Genomic DNA, 19,021 nt, shown 5'->3' with positions numbered 1-19,021 from the left:
CACTAGTATATTGATTTATTAAACCAATTAGCAAACTTAACCTTAAAAAGATGAAGCAGGTTTAAACAGCTGCTTTATTGCCACTATGAGTATTAAGTTGCTTGCGACACAAAAGTACAAGCTCAATAGCTGAAATTAAAATTAAAGTATAACCAAGTGTTTCTATCCCTTCTTCTACAATGTTTTTAACTACACGTACGTAGTCATCACCCATTATAGAGTGCCAAAATGCCCCTTTGCCCATCATACGAGAAAAAGCTAAAAGCGTAACTAAACCAGATAAGCAAATTCCATAACTTGGAGTTTGCGAATAGGCTTGGATAGAGCTAAAAATGGTACCTCTTTTCGTGATCAGGTAAACGAACATACAAGCTAGTATTGAATAAACGATAGCTTGCCAAGCACCATCAAAAACATACATATCAAGGTATGTATCAAATTCTCTTACGAACATCATTGCAGTTAGAGTCGCTAGTAATACGCAAGCTATCTTAAGTTGCGAGTTAATACGTGAGGCATAAAAAAACAGTATAGAACTTAGAAGCGTTAAAATATCTTGCATGTGTTCGGTAAGTGTTTCTTCGCTATAAAGTGCATTTTGCTGTAATTCGAAGCCTTCAAGCTGAATTAATGAAGCCACGCCAGCTAAGCATAATAGGTAAATAAAAGATCGCAGTAAAAACATGAAAAAACCAAATTGGTGACAATGCGCGAGATTTTAATTACAAAAAGGACTGAAAGCCAAAACATTATGGAAACTTTTTTTATATTTTTCGGTCTAATGTTTTTGTTGTTAAATTAATGGGTTAGATGTACATTTAATGTGTTTGTAATGTTTTTTTTGTAATGGCTTTAGTGTGATTGTTGTGCATTAAAGTATAAATATACTGAGCATAAAAAAGCCCTTACTAAATAAATAGTAAAGGCTATTATAGTTTCAAGTCGATGCTTAGCGCATCGTAACAAATTCTTCTGAGCCTGTTGGGTGTAAAGCCACAACCGCATCAAAATCAGCTTTAGTCGCGCCCATTTTCATGGCCACTGCAAAACCTTGAATCATTTCATCAACGGCAAAACCAATTCCGTGCAGGCCAACTACTTTTTCCTCTGGGCCAGCACACACTAGTTTCATTTTACAAGGCTGGCGGTGTTTAGTTACGGCAGTGTACATAGCCGTAAAACCAGATTGATAAATTTTAACGTTTTCTTCGCCATACTGAGAAATAGCTTCTTGTTCAGTTAGGCCAATAGTGCCAATTGGAGGGTGGCTAAATACAACTGTTGGAACTAAGTTGTAATCCATTTTTAAATCATCAGGGAGTTCTTTATTAAACAAACGTTCTGATAAAGTACGGCCCGCCTTAACAGCTACAGGCGTAAGCTCAATACCGTTTTCGATGATATCGCCAACAGCATAAACGTTTTTAGCTGTGGTATTTTGAAACTCATCGACTTTAACAAAACCATCGCTGTTAACTTCAACGCCAGCAGCCGCTACATTAATTGCGTCTGTTGTTGGCTGGCGGCCAATGGCCCAAATTACTTGGTCAACATTTTGGCTTTTACCATTATCTAAATGAAGCGTTACAGAGCCATCATCTTCTTTAACTAATTTATGAGGTACAGATTCTGTATGAAGAGTAGGGCCTTCAGCAGCCATAACATCAACAAGTGTTTCAACTATGTATGGGTCAAAGTTACGAAGTGGAGAGTGCTTACGAACAAACAAGTGAGTCTCTGTACCTAGGCCGTGTAAAACCCCAGCAAGCTCAACAGCTATGTAGCCTGCGCCAATAACGGCAACGCGCTTAGGTTGCTCTTTTAATTCAAAAAAGCCATTAGAATCAATGCCGTGTTCTGCACCTTCAATATGCGGAATACTTGGGCGCCCACCTACTGCAATTAATATATGGTCGGCTGTGTAATGCTCGCCGTTTACTTCAACTGTTTTATTATCTACAAATTTAGCAAAGCCTTTAATTACAGTAACGCCATTGCTAGCAAGGCCATTATCGTAACCTTTATGAATTCGGCCGATGTAGGCTTCACGGCTTTCTACTAATTTGCTCCAATCAAAGCCTTTAACTTCAACATTAAAACCATAGTCAGGTGCATATAAATTAATTGCTTCAGCAACTTGAGCACCGTGCCACATAACTTTCTTAGGCACACAACCTACATTTACACAGGTGCCGCCCATGTGTTTTGCTTCAATAAGTGCAACTTTAGCGCCACGCATTGCTGCACGGTTTGCAGAAGCTATGCCGCCACTACCGCCACCAATTGCTATGTAATCAAAATGCTGAGCCATGTTTAATCCTCAAAAATATATTTAACTATAATGTGCCGATGATAGCATATGCTAAGTGCAAGTCACCTAAGGCGATGCTGTAAAAAACCGATAAATACAACAAACGAAATAGTTTATTATGGCGATCAGTTTTATCGTAAGCTATAACAGACCCATCAATCGAGGCTTGTATTTCATCGTTTTGCCCCAACTTCAAATTCATAGTCAATTAAATTGAGATAATTCATGAGCGAACTACAAATTAACCCACTCATTGGCCTTGAAGGCTTACCACCATTTTCAAAAATAAAGCCTGAGTATGTAGTACCAGCACTAAAGCACGGTATTGAACAAAGTCGCAAAGCGATTGATGATGTTTTAGCGAAAGGCTCGTACACGTGGGATGATTTAGTATTACCGCTAGAAGAAGCCGATGATAAGTTATCGCGCATGTTTTCGCCGGTTTCGCATTTAAATTCTGTTATGAATAATGACGAGTTACGTCAAGCATACGAGCAGTGTTTACCGCTTATATCAGAGTATTCAACATTTGTAGGCCAGCACCAAGGTTTATATGAGGCCTATAATGCGCTTTATAATAGCGACGAATTTAAAACGCTAACTACTGCTCAGCAAAAAACAATTACTAATGCACTTCGTGACTTTAAGCTCTCGGGTATTGCACTTGGAGCTGACGATCAAAAACGCTACGGCGAAATTAGTGTACGCTTATCTGAGCTGGCTTCTAAATTTGGTAATAATGTTATGGATGCAACACTTGCATGGCAAAAACACATTACTGACGAAAGCCAGTTAGCAGGCTTACCAGAGTCAGCTTTAGCGCTTGCAAGCGAAACGGCAAAAAGTAAAGATTTAGACGGTTGGGTATTCACGCTCGACTTTCCATCGTACTTGCCAGTAATGACTTACGCAGATGATCGTGAATTACGCAGAGAAACATACACCGCATTTTGTACACGCGCATCAGATCAAGGTCCTAATGCCGGGGAATACGATAACTCAGCAATTATGAGTGAGGAGCTTGCGCTTCGTCACGAGCTTGCACAGTTATTAGGATTTAGCAGTTATGCCGAAAAATCCCTTGCAACTAAAATGGCTGAATCTCCTGAGCAAGTGTTTTCCTTTTTAGAAGACCTAGCAGCTAAATCGAAGCCACAAGCAGAGCAAGAAGTCGCAGAGCTAAAAGCCTATGCTGAGCAAAAGCATGGTATATCTGAGCTTCAAGCATGGGATTTTGGCTACTACAGTGAAAAATTAAAGCAAGAAAAATACGCTATTTCAGATGAAGTATTACGCCCTTACTTTCCTGCAAATAAAGTACTTAGCGGGTTATTTGAAACCGTTAACCGCTTATTTGGAATTACCGTAAAAGAAGTTAACGACTTTGATAGTTACCACAGCGACGTCCGCTTTTTCGAAATATATGATAGTAGTAACGAATTACGTGGTCGTTTTTACTTAGATTTATATGCACGAGACCGCAAACGCGGTGGGGCATGGATGGACGACTGCATGGGTCGTAAAGTGCGTGCAAATGGCGAGCTACAAACACCTGTTGCATATTTAGTGTGTAATTTTAATAAAGCCGTAGGCGACAAACCTGCGCTATTTACACATGATGAAGTAACTACATTATTCCATGAATTTGGTCATGGTATTCACCATATGTTGACCCAAGTTGATGCTGCGCCTGTAGCCGGTATTAATGGTGTAGCATGGGATGCAGTAGAGCTGCCGAGCCAATTTTTAGAAAACTGGTGTTATGACGAAGAAGCACTTAGCTTTATTTCAGGGCATTACGAGACGGGCGAGGCACTACCTAAAGAGTTACTAGATAAGCTATTAGCAGCTAAGAATTATAATTCAGGCATGCAAATGCTTCGTCAAATTGAGTTTTCGTTATTCGACTTTAAAATCCATAACGATTACAAAGCGGGTGAGCAGTGCCAAATTCAAGCGGTATTAGATGATGTGCGTAGTCGTACCTCAATAGTTAAACCGCCAGAGTTTAATCGCTTTCAAAATGGGTTTAGCCATATATTTGCAGGTGGTTACAGCGCGGGTTACTACTCATATAAGTGGGCAGAAGTACTTTCAGCGGATGCATTTTCTAAATTTGAAGAAGAGGGCATTTTTAACGCTGAAACAGGCCAAGCCTTTATGCAAAATATTTTAGAAAAAGGCGGTAGCGAAGAACCTATGGAACTGTTTAAAAAGTTTCGTGGTCGTGAGCCAAGTGTTGACGCATTACTACGTCACAGCGGTATAGCTGCTTAAGGCAACTTTATACCCTATTATTACCAAAGCGCCTTATGGCGCTTTTTTATTGTTTTTAGGTTTTTAACTAATAATTTTTAGTAATTTTACCTTCTCGTACTATGCTTTTAACACACCCTTTAAAATGGACTAAGGCATGGCAAAGTTGGTACTAGCAATTGATGATGATAAGTATGTTCATCATATAATTGAAGAATCTTTAGCGGGGTTTTGTAAAATAATTCATGCTAAAGATGGCGATGAAGGATTACGGCTAACTAATAAGTACAACCCTGACATTATATTACTCGATATAGAAATGCCGGGCCTTTCTGGCTACGATGTGTGTAAAACCCTCAAGCAAAATGAGAATACTAGAGATATTCCCGTCATGTTTCTTTCTTCAAAAGTTGAGCTAAGTGACCGCGTTAAAGGTTACAATGTGGGTGCATCCGATTACATCACTAAACCCTTTAATGCAGAAGAATTGATAGCGCGTATAAAAGTGCTTTACGAATACCGGCAGCAATGTGCAAGACTAAAGCTCGATATTGAAAAAGCAAACAAAACGGCCGAAATGGCGATGGCTGAATCTGGTGATATGGGACGCATAATGCGTTACGTTGGGCAAAGCTATCATGCTAATAATTTTCAAACATTAAGTGAGTATTTTTTAGCATTTTTTACACCATTAAATTTAGATGCGGTGGTTGTTTTTTGGTACAAAAGCAAAGGTATTTTTTACAGTCAACAAAGTGGTGTATGCCCGCTTGAGCAGGAATTACTCGAGCAGCACCGACACTCAAAGCGATTTGTAGATATTGGCAGCAGTACAATAATTAATTACCCAAAAGCCTCTTTACTTATAAAAAATATGCCAATAGAAAACAGCGCGTTATACGGACGATTTAAAGATTTATTTCCGCATATTTTAGAGGTTACAAACGAAAAGGTCGTTACTATGGAAAGAAGCGAAAGTAGCTATGAGCAGGCAGCTCAAATAAGCACTGCACTGCAAGACATTGTTAAACAGCTCAATAGTCAAAATATAGCGCAAAACTTTACAACTAAAGTGTTTATAGAGCAGCTACATGAACTTGACTGTGCTGTAAAACAACAAAAAGAGCAGGCTAATCATGCCGACTTAACCCTTTATATTTCTCAACTTGACGAAACAATGCAATTATTTGCATCAGCAAATAGTGACTTGGCATTCATTAAGTATCAGCTAAAACAGATTACAGAGAGCCGTAACGAGCTGCTTGCAAATTTACGAAGCAAAGCCGAAGCCGCGCAGCAAAATATTAATCATCATAATGATATAGAGCTATTTTAGGGCGTTAACGCTTGTTATACTGAAGGCGTATTTTATCGTCGGAGTGTGAAGTGGTTATTCAGTGTGCTTTTAAAGAGTTGCGCCCATATTTAAATGAGCTAGAAACGCGTTTTAACTTAGCCCAATGGGCACAAAGTTGTAGCGGCTTTAGCTTACATTATGACGATAAAGGGTTGAGCCTTTTAAAAACTGATGAGCCAAAATTAGGCGCCATTAATGTAGACTTTGTAACAGGCGCAGTGGCCCACAGGCGTAAATTTGGTGGTGGTAAAGGCCAATCAATAGCTAAAGCGGTTGGGCTAAATAAGGGGGCAACTCCCGTTGTGCTTGATGCAACCGCGGGCCTTGGCCGAGACGGCTTTGTACTTGCCTCACTAGGTTGTAAAGTAATATTACACGAGCGTCACCCGGTAGTAGCTGCTTTATTATATGATGGTTTAAAGCGTGCCTACGACGATATTGAAATAGGCCCTTGGATGCAACAAAATATGAGTCTTATATTTGGCTCAAGCCATACATTACTTGATCAGTGCGAGAGTATGCCTGATGTAGTGTATTTAGATCCTATGTTCCCACACCGTGAAAAATCAGCCTTAGTAAAAAAAGAAATGCGTGTATTTCAAGAGCTTGTTGGTGCAGATACCGACGCGGATGATTTACTCGACTTTGCCTATCCACTTGCCAGTAAACGTGTGGTAGTAAAACGCCCTGATTACGCACCGTTTTTAAATAACAAAACCCCAAGTATGCAAATTAAAACTAAAAAGAACCGTTTTGACGTTTATGTAAAAGCGGCGATGGTTTAAAGGCTGCTATTACGTTAGCTGATCGGCCTTAAGGATCTAGGATCTTATAGGGATTTCATGTTAGAATTCGCGCAATTTTTTGGCATAGTTAAGTAGCACAGCAATGATCTTAGATGATATTCGCATCGTTTTAGTAAATACCTCACACTCTGGCAATATTGGTTCTGCGGCTCGCGCCATGAAAACCATGGGTTTATCAAAACTTTATTTAGTTGATCCTGCCTGTGAAGTAGACAGCCATGCAAGTGCACTTGCAGCCGGTGCTACAGATGTTTTAGGTAACGCAGTTATTGTTGATACAGTAGCAGATGCTATTGCTGATTGTGCGTTAACAATTGGCACAAGCGCACGTTCGCGTACGCTATCTTGGCCTATGGTTGAGCCTCGTGAATGCGGTGAAAAACTAGTTGCTGAGGCTGTAAATGGTCCAGTAGCGCTTGTATTTGGACGTGAAAATAGTGGCTTAACTAACGAAGAGCTACAACTTTGTAATTACCATGTATGTATTCCTGCAAACCCACAATACAGCTCGCTTAATTTAGCAATGGCAGTGCAAACACTGAGCTACGAAACACGCATGGCATTTTTAAATCAACAGCCTAAAAAGGTTGAAGAAGACGACGCTGTTTACCCAAGTTCAAAACAAACAGAGCTATTTTACGACCACCTTGAAGATACGCTTTTCAAAACAGGCTTCATTATTAAACAACATCCAGGCTTAGTGATGACTAAGTTACGCCGTTTGTTTAACCGTGCTCGTCCTGAAGATGCCGAAATGAATATTTTACGCGGTATTCTTACATCAATTAATAAGTCTATTCCTAAGTAAGGTATAGCTATTGGTTATAAAAACCACGGTTAAATAGCTAGCTAATACTTGACTAAAATACTCAGGTAATTACAATGGCTGTAATACCTGACCAAACAGGTCAAGTATTAAAAGTTTGTTAATGTACTTAGCTCAACGCGAAGTACGTTTTAATCAAATTTTTATCAAGTTATAATACTTGACTATTTTACTCTGGTAATTAAAATTTGCACTCTTTTGTGCAGGGGGCGTTATGAAGTTAACATCAAAAGGCAGATACGCCGTTACAGCTATGCTGGATGTTGCACTACATGCAAGTGTAGGTCCTGTAGCCCTTGCTGATATTTCACAAAGACAAGAGATTTCTTTGTCTTACCTTGAACAATTATTTGCTCGTTTACGTAAAAATGGCCTAGTAAGTTCTGTTCGTGGACCTGGTGGTGGTTATTTACTAGGACGAGAAGCGAATGCAATTTCGGTTGGCGATGTAATTAGCGCCGTAGACGAATCGGTAGACGCAACACGTTGTCAAGGTGCCGATACCGGCTGTCAGAGTGGTATGCGTTGCTTAACTCATAACTTATGGTCTGATTTAAGTGCGCGTATAGAAGAATTTTTGAATAATATTACCCTTGCTGAATTGGTGGAAAAATCAGATGTGAAAGAAATCGCATCGCGCCAAGATAACAGTATCAACAATGCAATTAAGCAGTTGGAAAACATTCAAGTAAGCTGTCAACTTTAAGGTTGACCCGCAGCGGAGAGAGAAATGAAGTTACCGATTTATTTAGATTACGCAGCTACCACGCCTGTTGATGAGCGTGTTGCAAAAGAAATGATGCAATGCCTTACAATGGACGGTAATTTTGGTAATCCTGCGTCACGTTCGCACCGTTTTGGTTGGCAAGCTGAAGAAGTGGTTGATCAAGCGCGTACAGATATTGCTGATCTAATCAATGCAGACCCACGTGAAATTGTTTTCACATCGGGTGCAACAGAATCAAACAACCTTGCAATTAAAGGTGCAGCACAGTTTTACAAAAAGAAAGGTAAGCACGTTATTACCGCTAAAACTGAGCACAAAGCAGTAATTGATACATGTCGTGAATTAGAACGCCAAGGTTTTGATGTTACTTATATGGACGTTGAAGAAAACGGCCTATTAGATCTTAAAAAGCTTGAAGACACAATGCGCGAAGACACAGTACTTGTAAGTATCATGCACGTAAATAACGAGCTAGGTGTAATTCAAGACATCAACACAATTGGCGAAATGTGCCGTGAACGTAAAATTATGTTCCACGTAGATGCAGCGCAAAGTGCAGGTAAAGTATTAATCGATGTACAACAACTTAAAGTTGATTTTATGTCGTTCTCTGGTCATAAAGTATATGGCCCTAAAGGTGTTGGTGCACTTTACGTTCGTCGTAAACCACGTGCTCGCCTTGAAGCTCAAATGCACGGTGGCGGCCATGAACGTGGTATGCGCTCTGGAACACTAGCAACTCACCAATTAGTGGGTATGGGTGCAGCATTTAGAATTGCAAAACAAGATTTTGAAAAAGATCACGCACATATCAGTGCATTACGTAAGCGTCTAATTGACGGCATTATGGCTGATATGGACGAAGTATACTTTAACGGCGCACAAGATCAGTCAGTACCAGGTATTGTAAACATCAGCTTTAACTTTGTTGAAGGTGAGTCGTTACTTATGGCAGTAAAAGATATTGCAGTATCGTCAGGTTCTGCGTGTACATCTGCAAGTTTAGAGCCTTCTTACGTACTGCGTGCGCTTGGCCGTAACGACGAATTAGCACATAGCTCAATTCGTTTTAGTATTGGTCGCTTCACAACAGAAGAAGAGATTGATTACACCGTTGAATTAATGAAAAACTCTATCGGTCGCCTACGTGAAATGTCTCCTTTATGGGAAATGCATCAAGAAGGTATTGATTTAGATTCAGTTGAATGGGCTCACCACTAATACGAGTGAGCACGTACCGTAGCAGGTAATGAGGATAGAATTATGGCTTATAGTGATAAAGTAATCGACCACGTAGAAAACCCACGTAACGTAGGTGTTCTTGATAAAAACGACCCGTCAGTGGCAACGGGTATGGTTGGCGCACCAGCATGTGGTGACGTAATGAAATTGCAAATCAAAGTATCGTCTGAAGGCGTTATTGAAGATGCAAAATTTAAAACATATGGTTGTGGTAGCGCAATAGCTTCATCTTCACTTGTAACAGAGTGGGTTAAAGGTAAAACGTTAGACGAAGCCGCAACAATTAAAAACACTGATATCAGTGCTGAGCTAGAATTACCACCAGTGAAGATTCACTGCTCAATTTTAGCCGAAGACGCAATTCAAGCAGCAATTGCAGATTACAAAAGCAAACAAGCGAACTAAGAGAAATTCATGGCAGTGACATTGACAGATGCGGCAGCAAACCGCGTACAATCATTTTTAGCAAACCGCGGTAAAGGTTTAGGCCTGCGCGTTGGCATTAAAACGACGGGCTGTTCAGGTCTTGCTTATGTACTTGAGTTTGTTGACGAGCTAAACGAAGACGATGAAACATTTGCAGCTAAAGGTGTTACCTTAATTGTTGACGCTAAAAGCCTTGTTTACATTGATGGCACAGAGCTCGACTACACTAAAGAAGGCTTAAATGAAGGGTTTAAATTTAATAACCCTAATCAAGCCGACGAGTGTGGTTGTGGCGAAAGCTTTACCGTTTAAGCTCAACTACCTTTGTAGTATTTATAAGCCCTGCCAGTAATTGTAGGGCTTTATTATTTGTGAATTATATTGGTTGAAGTTATGCGTTATTTTGAGTTATTTGCAGTTCCCGTTGATTACAATATAGATTTAGCAACGATTAATAAGCACTACTTAGAGCTACAACGTACGGTGCATCCTGATCGCCACGCAAATGCAAGCGCCCGCGATAAGTTAATGGCTGTACAAAGTGCTGCTGAAATTAACGATGCGCTACAAACTTTAAAGCACCCAGTAAAACGTGCTGAGTACATGCTCAGTGAGTTAGGTGTTGATATTCGTGCAGAGCAGCAAACGCTTCAAGACCCTATGTTTTTAATGCAACAAATGGAGTTACGAGAAGAGCTTGAAGAGCTCTCATCTGCAAGCGACCCTGATACCGCGATTGCCAATTTTGAAAAGCAAATAAAACAGTTAAATGAGCAATACAGCGCACAATTGGCCGAGCAGCTGGCGAGTAACAATGAGCAGCAGTATCAACTTGCAGCAGATAATATTCGTAAACTAAAGTTTGTTTATAAATTACGTGACGAACTTGAGCGCATTGAAGACAGTTTATTCGACGATTAATTACTTGCTAAACAGCAAGCAACACGAGTTTAAAGAGTATTATGGCATTATTGCAAATTGCTGAGCCGGGGCAGAGCGCGGCACCACATGAGCACAAACTAGCAGTAGGTATTGACTTAGGTACCACTAACTCACTAGTGGCTACAGTACAAAGCGGTGAAGCCCGTACATTAACTGATGAGTTAGGCGCAGCGATGTTACCATCGGTTGTGCGTTATCAAGCGGGCGGTATTACAGTGGGTGCAGATGCAGTACAAGCTGCAACACAAGACCCCTCTAATACGCTTATTTCAGTTAAACGTTTTTTAGGTAAAACCCAAGCTGAAATTGAGCAAAGTTATGGTCAGTTACCTTATGACTTTTGCGAAGACAATGGCACTTTAGCGATTCAAACAGAGGCTGGAAAAATCAGCCCAGTTAAAGCATCTAGCCATATTTTAGGGGCATTAAAAGCCCGCGCTGAAAAAAGCTTTGGTGACCAAGAAATTTTAGGTGCTGTTATTACAGTTCCAGCGTACTTTGATGATGCTCAGCGCCAAAGTACTAAAGATGCTGCAGAACTTGCCGGTATCAACGTATTACGTTTATTAAACGAACCTACAGCTGCAGCAGTAGCTTATGGCTTAGATTCTGGCCAAGAAGGTATTATTGCTGTTTACGATTTAGGTGGCGGTACATTTGATATATCGATACTTCGTTTACACCAAGGTGTATTTGAAGTTATGGCCACTGGTGGCGACTCAAGCCTGGGTGGTGACGATTTTGATTCACTACTCGTTGACTACTTTAAGCAGCAAACAGGTGTATCGGTGTTATCTCCTTCGGTATTGCGTTTATTTATTAATAAAGCAAAGGCCTGTAAAGAAGCGCTTAGCCAGTATGCAAAAGTAAATGTAGTACTTGAGTTTGATGAGCAAAAATACACAGTAGAAGTAACGCGTGAAAAGTTTGATGAACTAGCAATACCTCTTGTGAAAAAAACGCTTCGTTCATGTCGTCGTGCAGTAAAAGATGCAGGCATCGAAAACGAAGAAGTACTGCAAGTTATTATGGTTGGCGGCTCTACACGTATGCCACTTGTACGCAGCCAAGTACAAAGTTTTTTTGATAAAGAGCCTCTTACTTCAATTGATCCGGATCGGGTTGTTGCTCTTGGTGCTGCACTTCAAGCAGACGTACTAATTGGTAACAAGCCAGATTCTGACATGCTACTACTTGATGTATTACCTTTGTCGCTTGGTCTTGAAACTATGGGCGGCTTAGTTGAGAAAATCATTCCGCGAAATACCACAATACCGGTAGCGCGTGCTCAAGAGTTTACTACGTTTAAAGATGGCCAAACAGCCATGTCTTTACATGTACTGCAAGGTGAGCGTGAACTCGTTGATGACTGTCGCTCGCTTGCTAAATTTAGCTTAAAAGGCATACCACCAATGGCAGCCGGCGCTGCGCATATTCGGGTTACCTTTAAAGTAGATGCTGATGGCTTATTAAGTGTTTCGGCAATGGAAAAATCAACAGGTGTTCAAGCCGATATTCAAGTTAAGCCTTCATTTGGTTTATCTGACGACCAAGTAGCAAATATGCTAAAAGAGTCGATGAGTAATGCTAAAGACGACATGCAAGCGCGTATGCTTAAAGAGCAACAAGTAGAAGCACTGCGAGTTATTGAAGCACTAGAAGCATCGCTCGCTGTAGATGCAAACTTATTAGATGAAGTGCAATTAGCTAATCTAAAAGCTGAGATTGCAGAGCTTGCTAAAGTACGCGAAAATGCACAGCAGCCAAGTGATATTAAAGCAGCGATTGAAAAAGTTGATAATGCGAGCAGCGAATTTGCATCACGCAGAATGGACGCATCAATTAAAAAGGCCCTTACAGGGCAGTCAGTAGACAACATTTAAGAGAGATTAGAATGCCACAAGTTATTTTTCTTCCACATCCGGAGTTGTGTCCTGACGGTGCAGCAATTGAAGCACCTGCTGGCCAAACCGTACTTGATGCAGCACTAAAAAATGGCATTAGTATTCCACACGCGTGTGAAAAATCGTGTGCATGTACAACATGTCATTTAGTAATACGTGAAGGCTTTGACTCACTTGAAGAAAGTGATGAACTAGAAGACGACATGCTAGATAAAGCCTGGGGCTTAGAGTCTGAATCGCGCCTAGGTTGCCAAGCAATTATTAGAGATGAAGACTTAGTGGTTGAAATACCAAAGTACAATCTCAATATCGTTAATGAAGAGCACTAGTTTTTAATTAACGACTAATCTATTAAAAGCCGCTGTTTGATACAGCGGCTTTTTTGTTTTTAAGAGGTGTGTGTGCACGTAGCAGCGACTTTACGTCGCGTTTTTAAAGCAAAGCTCGTAAGTTATTTTGTAGGCTCGAAGCTTGCTGACGTGACGAGCAAAGCTCGTAAGTTATTTTGTAGACGCACAGCTTGCTGGCGTGACGAACAAAGCTCGTAAGTTATTTTGTAGACGCACAGCTTGCTGGCGTGACGAGCAAAGCTCGTAAGTTATTTTGTAGACGCGAAGCTTGCTTGCGTGACGAGCAAAGCTCGTAAGTTATTTTGTAGACGTAAAAAGTTAGCCTTGGCTCTACGCCACGCATTAAAAGCTAACACCTTAAAACGTAATTTTGGAGGTTTATTTTGAGTAATCTAATTTTTTGTGACTCGTTTATTAATGGTGAATTTTATAAAACTAACCAACGCTTTAGCGTTGACGATCCTGCTACCGAAAAAAGTATTATAGAAGTAAGTGATATAGACGAGCAGGGTGTAAATAACGCTATAACTGCCGCACAGGGCGCTTTTGTAAAGTTAAAGTCAACTAATGCTACCGAGCGGAGTAAAACGCTGATGCGCTGGTATGAGTTAGTTATAAAGCACAAGCAAACACTTGCAGAGCTTATGACACAAGAGCAAGGTAAACCACTTAAAGAGTCTCTTGGTGAAATAGACTACGGTGTAGGGTTTATTAAATGGTTTGCTGAAGAAGCAAAGCGTAGTTACGGTGATGTGATCCCACCTACCGACAATAACCACCGTTTAACCAGCTTTAAACAGCCTGTAGGTGTTGTAGCAGGCATTACGCCATGGAACTTCCCTGTTGCTATGGTGACTCGTAAAGTGGCCCCTGCTTATGCTGCAGGCTGTAGCTTTATATTAAAGCCTTCTGAACATACACCTCTTTGTGCCATTGCATTAGCATACCTTGCAGATCAGGCGGGCTTTGTAAAAGGTGCCTTTAACGTACTTGTATCACAAGATGCAAAAACAGTAGGTAAGATGCTTACTGACTCAGACGTTGTTCGCAAATTTACATTTACAGGCTCAACAGGGGTAGGTAAGCAGTTACTTTCGCAATGTGCCGGTACAATTAAGCGTACATCTATGGAACTTGGCGGCAATGCACCGTTTATTATTTTTGACAATGCCGATATAGATGACGCAATTGAAGGCCTCATGGCGGCTAAATTTAGAAACAGTGGGCAAGCGTGTGTTGCTGCAAATCGTATTTTTATACAGCGCGGAATTTTGGACGAAGTGCTTAATAAAATTACACCTAAAGTGGCAGCACTTAAAGTGGCAAATGGTTTTGAAGACGATGTTGATATTGGCCCGCTGATTTACCCAAAAGCCAAAGATAAAGTACAACAGCTCGTTCAAGACGCCCTTGATAAAGGAGCCGATTTAATTGGCGATAATAATGATTTGGGCGGTAGTTTTCAAAATCCACTTATTGTTACTAACGTAACCACCGAAATGGATATTTATCATGAGGAAGTATTTGGCCCGGTATTAACGGTTATTCCTTTTGATGAAGAGAGTGAAGTGCTCGCATTAGCTAATGACGTGCCTTACGGGTTAGCAGCGTATTTTTATAGCCAAAACATTAAGCAAATTTATCGTGTAAGCGAAGGGCTTGAGTTTGGCATGGTCGGTGTTAATGAAGGGGTTATATCAAACCCTGTAGCACCGTTTGGCGGCGTTAAGCAATCAGGACTTGGTCGCGAAGGTGGGCATCAGGGGCTAAATGAATACCTTGAAGAAAAATACGTATGTATAAAAATATAGTGTTTTTAAAAACGTAATTTAATTACGTTTAGGTTTATTTCATAAATATGTCAGAACGATGAACTTTCTTTTTTACGGTTGCTACATAAAGCGCTTAGTGCTACCTTTATGACCATATTTTTTGTTAAAAAATAACATTAAAATTGTAATAAAAAATGAAAGTATTTCTATAAGTAGAAATAACCCCGTGTGTAAATGCCACCGCAAGGTGGCATTTTTTTGGTTTTAAACAATTGGACTGTAACCAGGCAGGCTATTAAGATCTACTTCATCTAGTTGCTCTGGATTAGCAAATTCGATTATATATTTTTTATATACTTCTGATTCTATAAAAACTGCAAAAATATCGGCATCAAGGTGGTTATTTTTAACCATTATCCCCAGTATATTTAAGCATTCGCTTACCGGCTTTGCTTTTTTATAAGGTCTATCTACGGCTGATAGTGCTTCAAAAATGTCAGTTATTGCCATAAGCCTAGCGGGAACCGACATTTGATCTTTAGTAAGGCCTCGAGGATAACCTGTTCCATCTAGCTTTTCGTGATGTCCAAGTGCGTACTCTGAAACATTACTCAAATGTTTAGGGAACGGTAGGGCGTCTAAAATATTTTTAGTAACGTCCATGTGGCGCTTCATTACGTCGTGTTCGGCTTGAGTTAGAGTGCCTCTGCGTATAGAAAGATTTTCTACCTCATCATCATTAAGTAATGGCATTGTTTTACCATTAATTTCTAATGTGTACTTATTAGCAATTTTTTGAATTTCGTTAAGTTCATTTTCACCTAAAAATTCACCACCTACATTAATACGCTTTAATAGCGCTCTATCTAAAGATAGCTGTTTGAGTTCTGTATCAAGTAGACGCTCTAGCTGTTTTACTTCAATAGGTTTATTTTGCTTAAGCGCAGAGATAATTTCTTGCTGGTAAGAGATGTTTAAATCTCGCTTAACAACTTCAAACTTTGCATCTATATATTTTATGCGATCGAAAATGGTTTCGAGCTTAGTCGATTTTTCCATAATGTGATCGGGCGTGGCGATTTTTCCACAGTCATGAAGCCAACCGGCTACATTTAGCTCATGCCTATCGGCTTCGGACATAGTAAATGATGCCAAAGGCCCTTTATTGCTATCGTGTACAGCATCGGCAAGCATTAAAGTGAGCGCTGGTACCCTTTTACAATGGCCGCCAGTGTGTGGTGATTTTTCATCAATTGCCATTGCAATTGTTTCTGCAAAGGTGGTGAATAACTCTTCCATGCCTTTAATGAGCGTAGAGTTAGTTAATGAAATTGCACCTAATGATGCGAATGATCGCGTGAGTGTGACGAGCTCTTCGCTAAAGGGAATAATTTCGTCGTTTTCACCTTTAACATTTATAAGCTGTATAACACCGATAATGTCATCAACATGATCTTTTAAAGGGATCGTTAACATAGACTTAGTGCGATAGCCTGTTAGCGAGTCCATATTACGCGCTGCGCTCATATCAAAAGGAAGCGCAGCATAAACATCAGGAATATTTATATATTTACCTGAGTTGACAGCATGCGCTACGATTGCAGTTTCGTTTTCTTTACCGTCTATAAAAAGGTCTATATTAGGAAAATCGATAGGACTATCTTCATCACCTCTTAGGTGCAAGCCTAGTGTTTTGTTAATTACCGTTTCAAACTTAAGCTGTTTATTGCCAGTTATAGAGTAAATGCTGCCAGCATCAGCGTTAGCAACAGACATCAGTACCTGTAAAATTTCGTTAAGTAATTTACTTGAATCTTTCTCTGTCGTTAACCTAATACTTATATCAACTAGGTGGCGCAGGTTTGTTTTATCTTTTATGTGTTGTGGCATATTTATATTACTTTGTTTGATGTCTGAAGGCGCCATTCCAGTCCTTTGATAATGTTTTCAAATTGGTTTCGTTAATTCTCTTAATAAAAACGGTGTAAATATGAGAACTAAATACAGATGTGCTCTCAAGCTCAATAAGTAGTGAAAGTGATTGCTGCCAATTTTTATTATAATAATGTGTCATAGCCACTTCAGACTTACTTAGCTCGGCTAGTTGGGTGGTATTTAAACTATCTGTAAAGTCGATAGGCTCAAATAACTCTGTAGCTGTGGTTTTTCCTACAACTTGCACTTTATCAATTAATCTAAAGGAAATATGTGGGCACGCTCTCATTGTTTCTTTAGTAACCAGAATAGCTACCTCATAAAACTTGGTCAAGCTTTCTACTCGTGAACCTAAATTTACAGCATCACCTAATACAGTATAAGCTTTGCGGTATTTAGATCCCATATCTCCAACATTCATATCTGCGGTATTTAAACCAATGCCAATGCTTATGGCGGGTAGATTTTTTTCTAAAAATGCTTGGTTAATTGAGCTTAAGCCTTTTAGCATTGCCATAGCCGCTTCTACGCCATGCTTTGCATGGTCATCGTCTTGTAGGGGGGCATTCCAAAAAGCCATTATCATATCGCCAACATACTTATCTATTGTGCCACTGTGTTTAAAAATAATTTCGGTCGTCGCCGATAGATATTCATTTAAGTATTCACTTAATTGGTGAGCAGACATGTTTTCAGATAATGAAGTAAAACCACGAATATCTGCAAATAATACAGTCATGTTTCTTTTAACACTTTGCTGAGGAAGATCGCTTGATTGGTTAATAAGCTGATTAATATGATCTGGAGGAACGTATTGATCAAACATAGACTTTATTTTACGGCTGTGTTTCATTTCTGCTATTGAACCGACAAAAATATAGTAGCCAGATAAAAGTGTGATCAGTAAAAGAGGCATAAACAGTGGCAAACTAATTTTCTCTATTGTCCATAAGTAAAAGTTAAACAAGGTGACTAGAACTGCTATGCCTAATGTAACGACCACTATGTGTCTTGCGCTTTTTTGGTAACTTAAAGTAGTTAATAGACCACCTATAACTACGATCATTAATAACGTTGCGCCAGATGACCAACTAGGCTGTGCAGGTAGCAGCTCAGGATGAATTAGCCCTCTAAATATATTGGCATGCACCTCAACCCCCGGATACTGTAACCCTACAGGCGTAGCCCTTAAATCAGCTAAACCAATGGCAGATGTACCAATAAAAGCAACTGAGCCCTCCAGCTCACTTTCTCCAATCTTATTTTTTAGGATATCGGTTGCTGAATAATACGTAAAACTACCTGCTGGGCCTTTGTATGGAATAAGTATTTTTCCGTATTCATCAGTTTGAATCCATTGATCATTAAACTTAATACCATCAAATAATGTGATGTTATTTAAAATATGAGATCGCGTCTCTATTTTATCAGCAAGCGTATAAAGCCTAGCTGCTTCAAGAGCTAAAGAGGGGTAAAGTGTATTACCTACTTTGTGCACAAGGGATGCTTTTCGAATAAAGCCATCATTCTCACTATGTGCATTAATAAAACCATTGCCAGAGGCTTTGTTTTGTAAAGTTGGTATATTAACAGCGGCGCCTGAGAACTCGATAAACTGTGAGTTTTTTTGATCATCAAGCATCCAATCAACACTACTGCTAGGTAGTGGGTTAATTTGCTGATGAGTCTCGTTATTTAACAAAAAGCCGAGTACGGTGTCGTTGTTGGACAGTACATTGGCAAACTTGGAATCAGCATCAATTTTTTTCTTAACCTCGTTAATTGTTAATTTGTTGCTATTTATAAAGTTAGGGAACTCAGACTCTATTTGGCTAACAGGGTTTATTTCAGGTTCGGAAAAAAATATATCAAAAGCAATAACTATAACGCCTGCTTCAGTTAGTTTACTAACTAGCTCGGCCATTTTTGAGCGGCTCCAAGGAAAGCGACCTTGCTCTGCCATGCTTTTATCATCTATATCAATAATAACCACCGTCTCATCAAATTGCTGCGGGGTAGTAGGGAGAGTTAAAACTAATCTTGAGTCGTAAAGTATGCCTTCGACTCTATTTAGTAATTGAGCAATAGCTCCAGTAGAAAAAAGCTCAATAGCAGCAACTAAAAGCGTAATGGTTACGCCAATAAAAAAATGTCTATAAATTTTTGG

The 19,021-nt window shown here is 39.8% G+C and carries 16 protein-coding genes; 12 read left to right on the top strand and 4 right to left on the bottom strand.

The features are described from left to right. Positions 1–61: 61 nt before the first annotated feature. Together CWC11_RS09660 and gorA are read right to left on the bottom strand one after the other, a co-directional pair. On the bottom strand, positions 62–640 hold the full coding sequence (locus CWC11_RS09660) for a hypothetical protein (RefSeq protein WP_249330718.1): 579 nt from the start codon (positions 638–640) through the stop codon (positions 62–64). Between the two features lie 309 nt (positions 641–949). Continuing rightward, complete coding sequence (gorA, locus tag CWC11_RS09655) at positions 950–2,311, bottom strand: glutathione-disulfide reductase (protein ID WP_138682523.1); 1,362 nt, start codon at positions 2,309–2,311, stop codon at positions 950–952. A 225-nt stretch (positions 2,312–2,536) separates the two neighbouring features. Here gorA and prlC point away from each other — a divergent pair, with 225 nt between their 5' ends. The 12 genes from prlC to CWC11_RS09595 all read left to right on the top strand — a co-directional run bounded on the left by prlC (position 2,537) and on the right by CWC11_RS09595 (position 14,958). Further along, positions 2,537–4,588 (top strand): oligopeptidase A, encoded by a 2,052-nt coding sequence (prlC, locus tag CWC11_RS09650; protein ID WP_138682522.1) that lies wholly within the window; start codon positions 2,537–2,539, stop codon positions 4,586–4,588. 136 nt (positions 4,589–4,724) lie between these two features. Beyond that, positions 4,725–5,903 (top strand): response regulator transcription factor, encoded by a 1,179-nt coding sequence (locus CWC11_RS09645; protein WP_138682521.1) that lies wholly within the window; start codon positions 4,725–4,727, stop codon positions 5,901–5,903. A 50-nt stretch (positions 5,904–5,953) separates the two neighbouring features. Further along, on the top strand, positions 5,954–6,709 hold the full coding sequence (locus CWC11_RS09640) for a class I SAM-dependent methyltransferase (protein ID WP_138682520.1): 756 nt from the start codon (positions 5,954–5,956) through the stop codon (positions 6,707–6,709). Positions 6,710–6,812: 103 nt separating this feature from the next. Next, positions 6,813–7,538: a tRNA (cytosine(32)/uridine(32)-2'-O)-methyltransferase TrmJ gene (gene trmJ, locus CWC11_RS09635; protein WP_138682519.1), complete on the top strand. Its 726-nt coding sequence runs from the start codon at positions 6,813–6,815 to the stop codon at positions 7,536–7,538. Positions 7,539–7,770: 232 nt separating this feature from the next. Continuing rightward, a complete protein-coding gene (gene iscR, locus CWC11_RS09630; protein ID WP_058547562.1) occupies positions 7,771–8,262 on the top strand; it encodes a Fe-S cluster assembly transcriptional regulator IscR in 492 nt (163 codons plus the stop codon). A 24-nt stretch (positions 8,263–8,286) separates the two neighbouring features. After that, on the top strand, positions 8,287–9,504 hold the full coding sequence (locus CWC11_RS09625) for an IscS subfamily cysteine desulfurase (RefSeq protein WP_058547561.1): 1,218 nt from the start codon (positions 8,287–8,289) through the stop codon (positions 9,502–9,504). 42 nt (positions 9,505–9,546) lie between these two features. Continuing rightward, entirely contained in the window at positions 9,547–9,930 is a 384-nt protein-coding gene (gene iscU / locus CWC11_RS09620) for a Fe-S cluster assembly scaffold IscU (protein WP_138682518.1), read from the top strand. 9 nt (positions 9,931–9,939) lie between these two features. Further along, positions 9,940–10,263, top strand: a complete 324-nt coding sequence (gene iscA / locus CWC11_RS09615) for an iron-sulfur cluster assembly protein IscA (RefSeq protein ID WP_006791976.1) — start codon at positions 9,940–9,942, stop codon at positions 10,261–10,263. An 81-nt stretch (positions 10,264–10,344) separates the two neighbouring features. Continuing rightward, positions 10,345–10,872, top strand: a complete 528-nt coding sequence (hscB, locus tag CWC11_RS09610; protein ID WP_058547559.1) for a co-chaperone HscB — start codon at positions 10,345–10,347, stop codon at positions 10,870–10,872. A gap of 41 nt (positions 10,873–10,913) precedes the next feature. Beyond that, entirely contained in the window at positions 10,914–12,776 is a 1,863-nt protein-coding gene (hscA, locus tag CWC11_RS09605) for a Fe-S protein assembly chaperone HscA (protein WP_138682517.1), read from the top strand. Between the two features lie 11 nt (positions 12,777–12,787). Then, entirely contained in the window at positions 12,788–13,126 is a 339-nt protein-coding gene (gene fdx / locus CWC11_RS09600) for an ISC system 2Fe-2S type ferredoxin (protein ID WP_058547557.1), read from the top strand. Positions 13,127–13,530: 404 nt separating this feature from the next. Continuing rightward, the gene (locus CWC11_RS09595; protein ID WP_138682516.1) at positions 13,531–14,958 is read left to right on the top strand and encodes an NAD-dependent succinate-semialdehyde dehydrogenase; all 1,428 of its coding nucleotides are present in this window, start codon (positions 13,531–13,533) and stop codon (positions 14,956–14,958) included. Positions 14,959–15,183: 225 nt separating this feature from the next. On the opposite strand, the gene CWC11_RS09590 is transcribed toward CWC11_RS09595, so the two are convergent. Both CWC11_RS09590 and CWC11_RS09585 read right to left on the bottom strand, forming a co-directional pair. Beyond that, a complete protein-coding gene (locus CWC11_RS09590) occupies positions 15,184–16,845 on the bottom strand; it encodes an HD-GYP domain-containing protein (protein ID WP_138682515.1) in 1,662 nt (553 codons plus the stop codon). Further along, positions 16,817–18,985 (bottom strand): CHASE2 domain-containing protein, encoded by a 2,169-nt coding sequence (locus CWC11_RS09585; RefSeq protein WP_249330721.1) that lies wholly within the window; start codon positions 18,983–18,985, stop codon positions 16,817–16,819. The genes CWC11_RS09590 and CWC11_RS09585 overlap by 29 nt, the downstream gene beginning before the upstream one ends. Between the last annotated feature and the right edge of the window lie 36 nt (positions 18,986–19,021).

Origin of the sequence: Pseudoalteromonas sp. S3178 (genome assembly GCF_005886985.1) — a bacterium.
Lineage (GTDB): Bacteria > Pseudomonadota > Gammaproteobacteria > Enterobacterales > Alteromonadaceae > Pseudoalteromonas > Pseudoalteromonas carrageenovora.
Note: the sequence above shows the minus strand (reverse complement) of the source record. Positions and strands in the feature narration are given on the sequence as shown.

Coding starts and splice junctions, on each gene's coding strand:
- gorA (WP_138682523.1), bottom strand. CDS start 2,311: ATGGCTCAGCATTTTGATTACATAGCAATTGGTGGCGGTAGTGGCGGC.
- prlC (WP_138682522.1), top strand. CDS start 2,537: ATGAGCGAACTACAAATTAACCCACTCATTGGCCTTGAAGGCTTACCA.
- CWC11_RS09645 (WP_138682521.1), top strand. CDS start 4,725: ATGGCAAAGTTGGTACTAGCAATTGATGATGATAAGTATGTTCATCAT.
- trmJ (WP_138682519.1), top strand. CDS start 6,813: ATGATCTTAGATGATATTCGCATCGTTTTAGTAAATACCTCACACTCT.
- iscR (WP_058547562.1), top strand. CDS start 7,771: ATGAAGTTAACATCAAAAGGCAGATACGCCGTTACAGCTATGCTGGAT.
- CWC11_RS09625 (WP_058547561.1), top strand. CDS start 8,287: ATGAAGTTACCGATTTATTTAGATTACGCAGCTACCACGCCTGTTGAT.
- iscU (WP_138682518.1), top strand. CDS start 9,547: ATGGCTTATAGTGATAAAGTAATCGACCACGTAGAAAACCCACGTAAC.
- iscA (WP_006791976.1), top strand. CDS start 9,940: ATGGCAGTGACATTGACAGATGCGGCAGCAAACCGCGTACAATCATTT.
- hscB (WP_058547559.1), top strand. CDS start 10,345: ATGCGTTATTTTGAGTTATTTGCAGTTCCCGTTGATTACAATATAGAT.
- hscA (WP_138682517.1), top strand. CDS start 10,914: ATGGCATTATTGCAAATTGCTGAGCCGGGGCAGAGCGCGGCACCACAT.
- fdx (WP_058547557.1), top strand. CDS start 12,788: ATGCCACAAGTTATTTTTCTTCCACATCCGGAGTTGTGTCCTGACGGT.
- CWC11_RS09590 (WP_138682515.1), bottom strand. CDS start 16,845: ATGGCGCCTTCAGACATCAAACAAAGTAATATAAATATGCCACAACAC.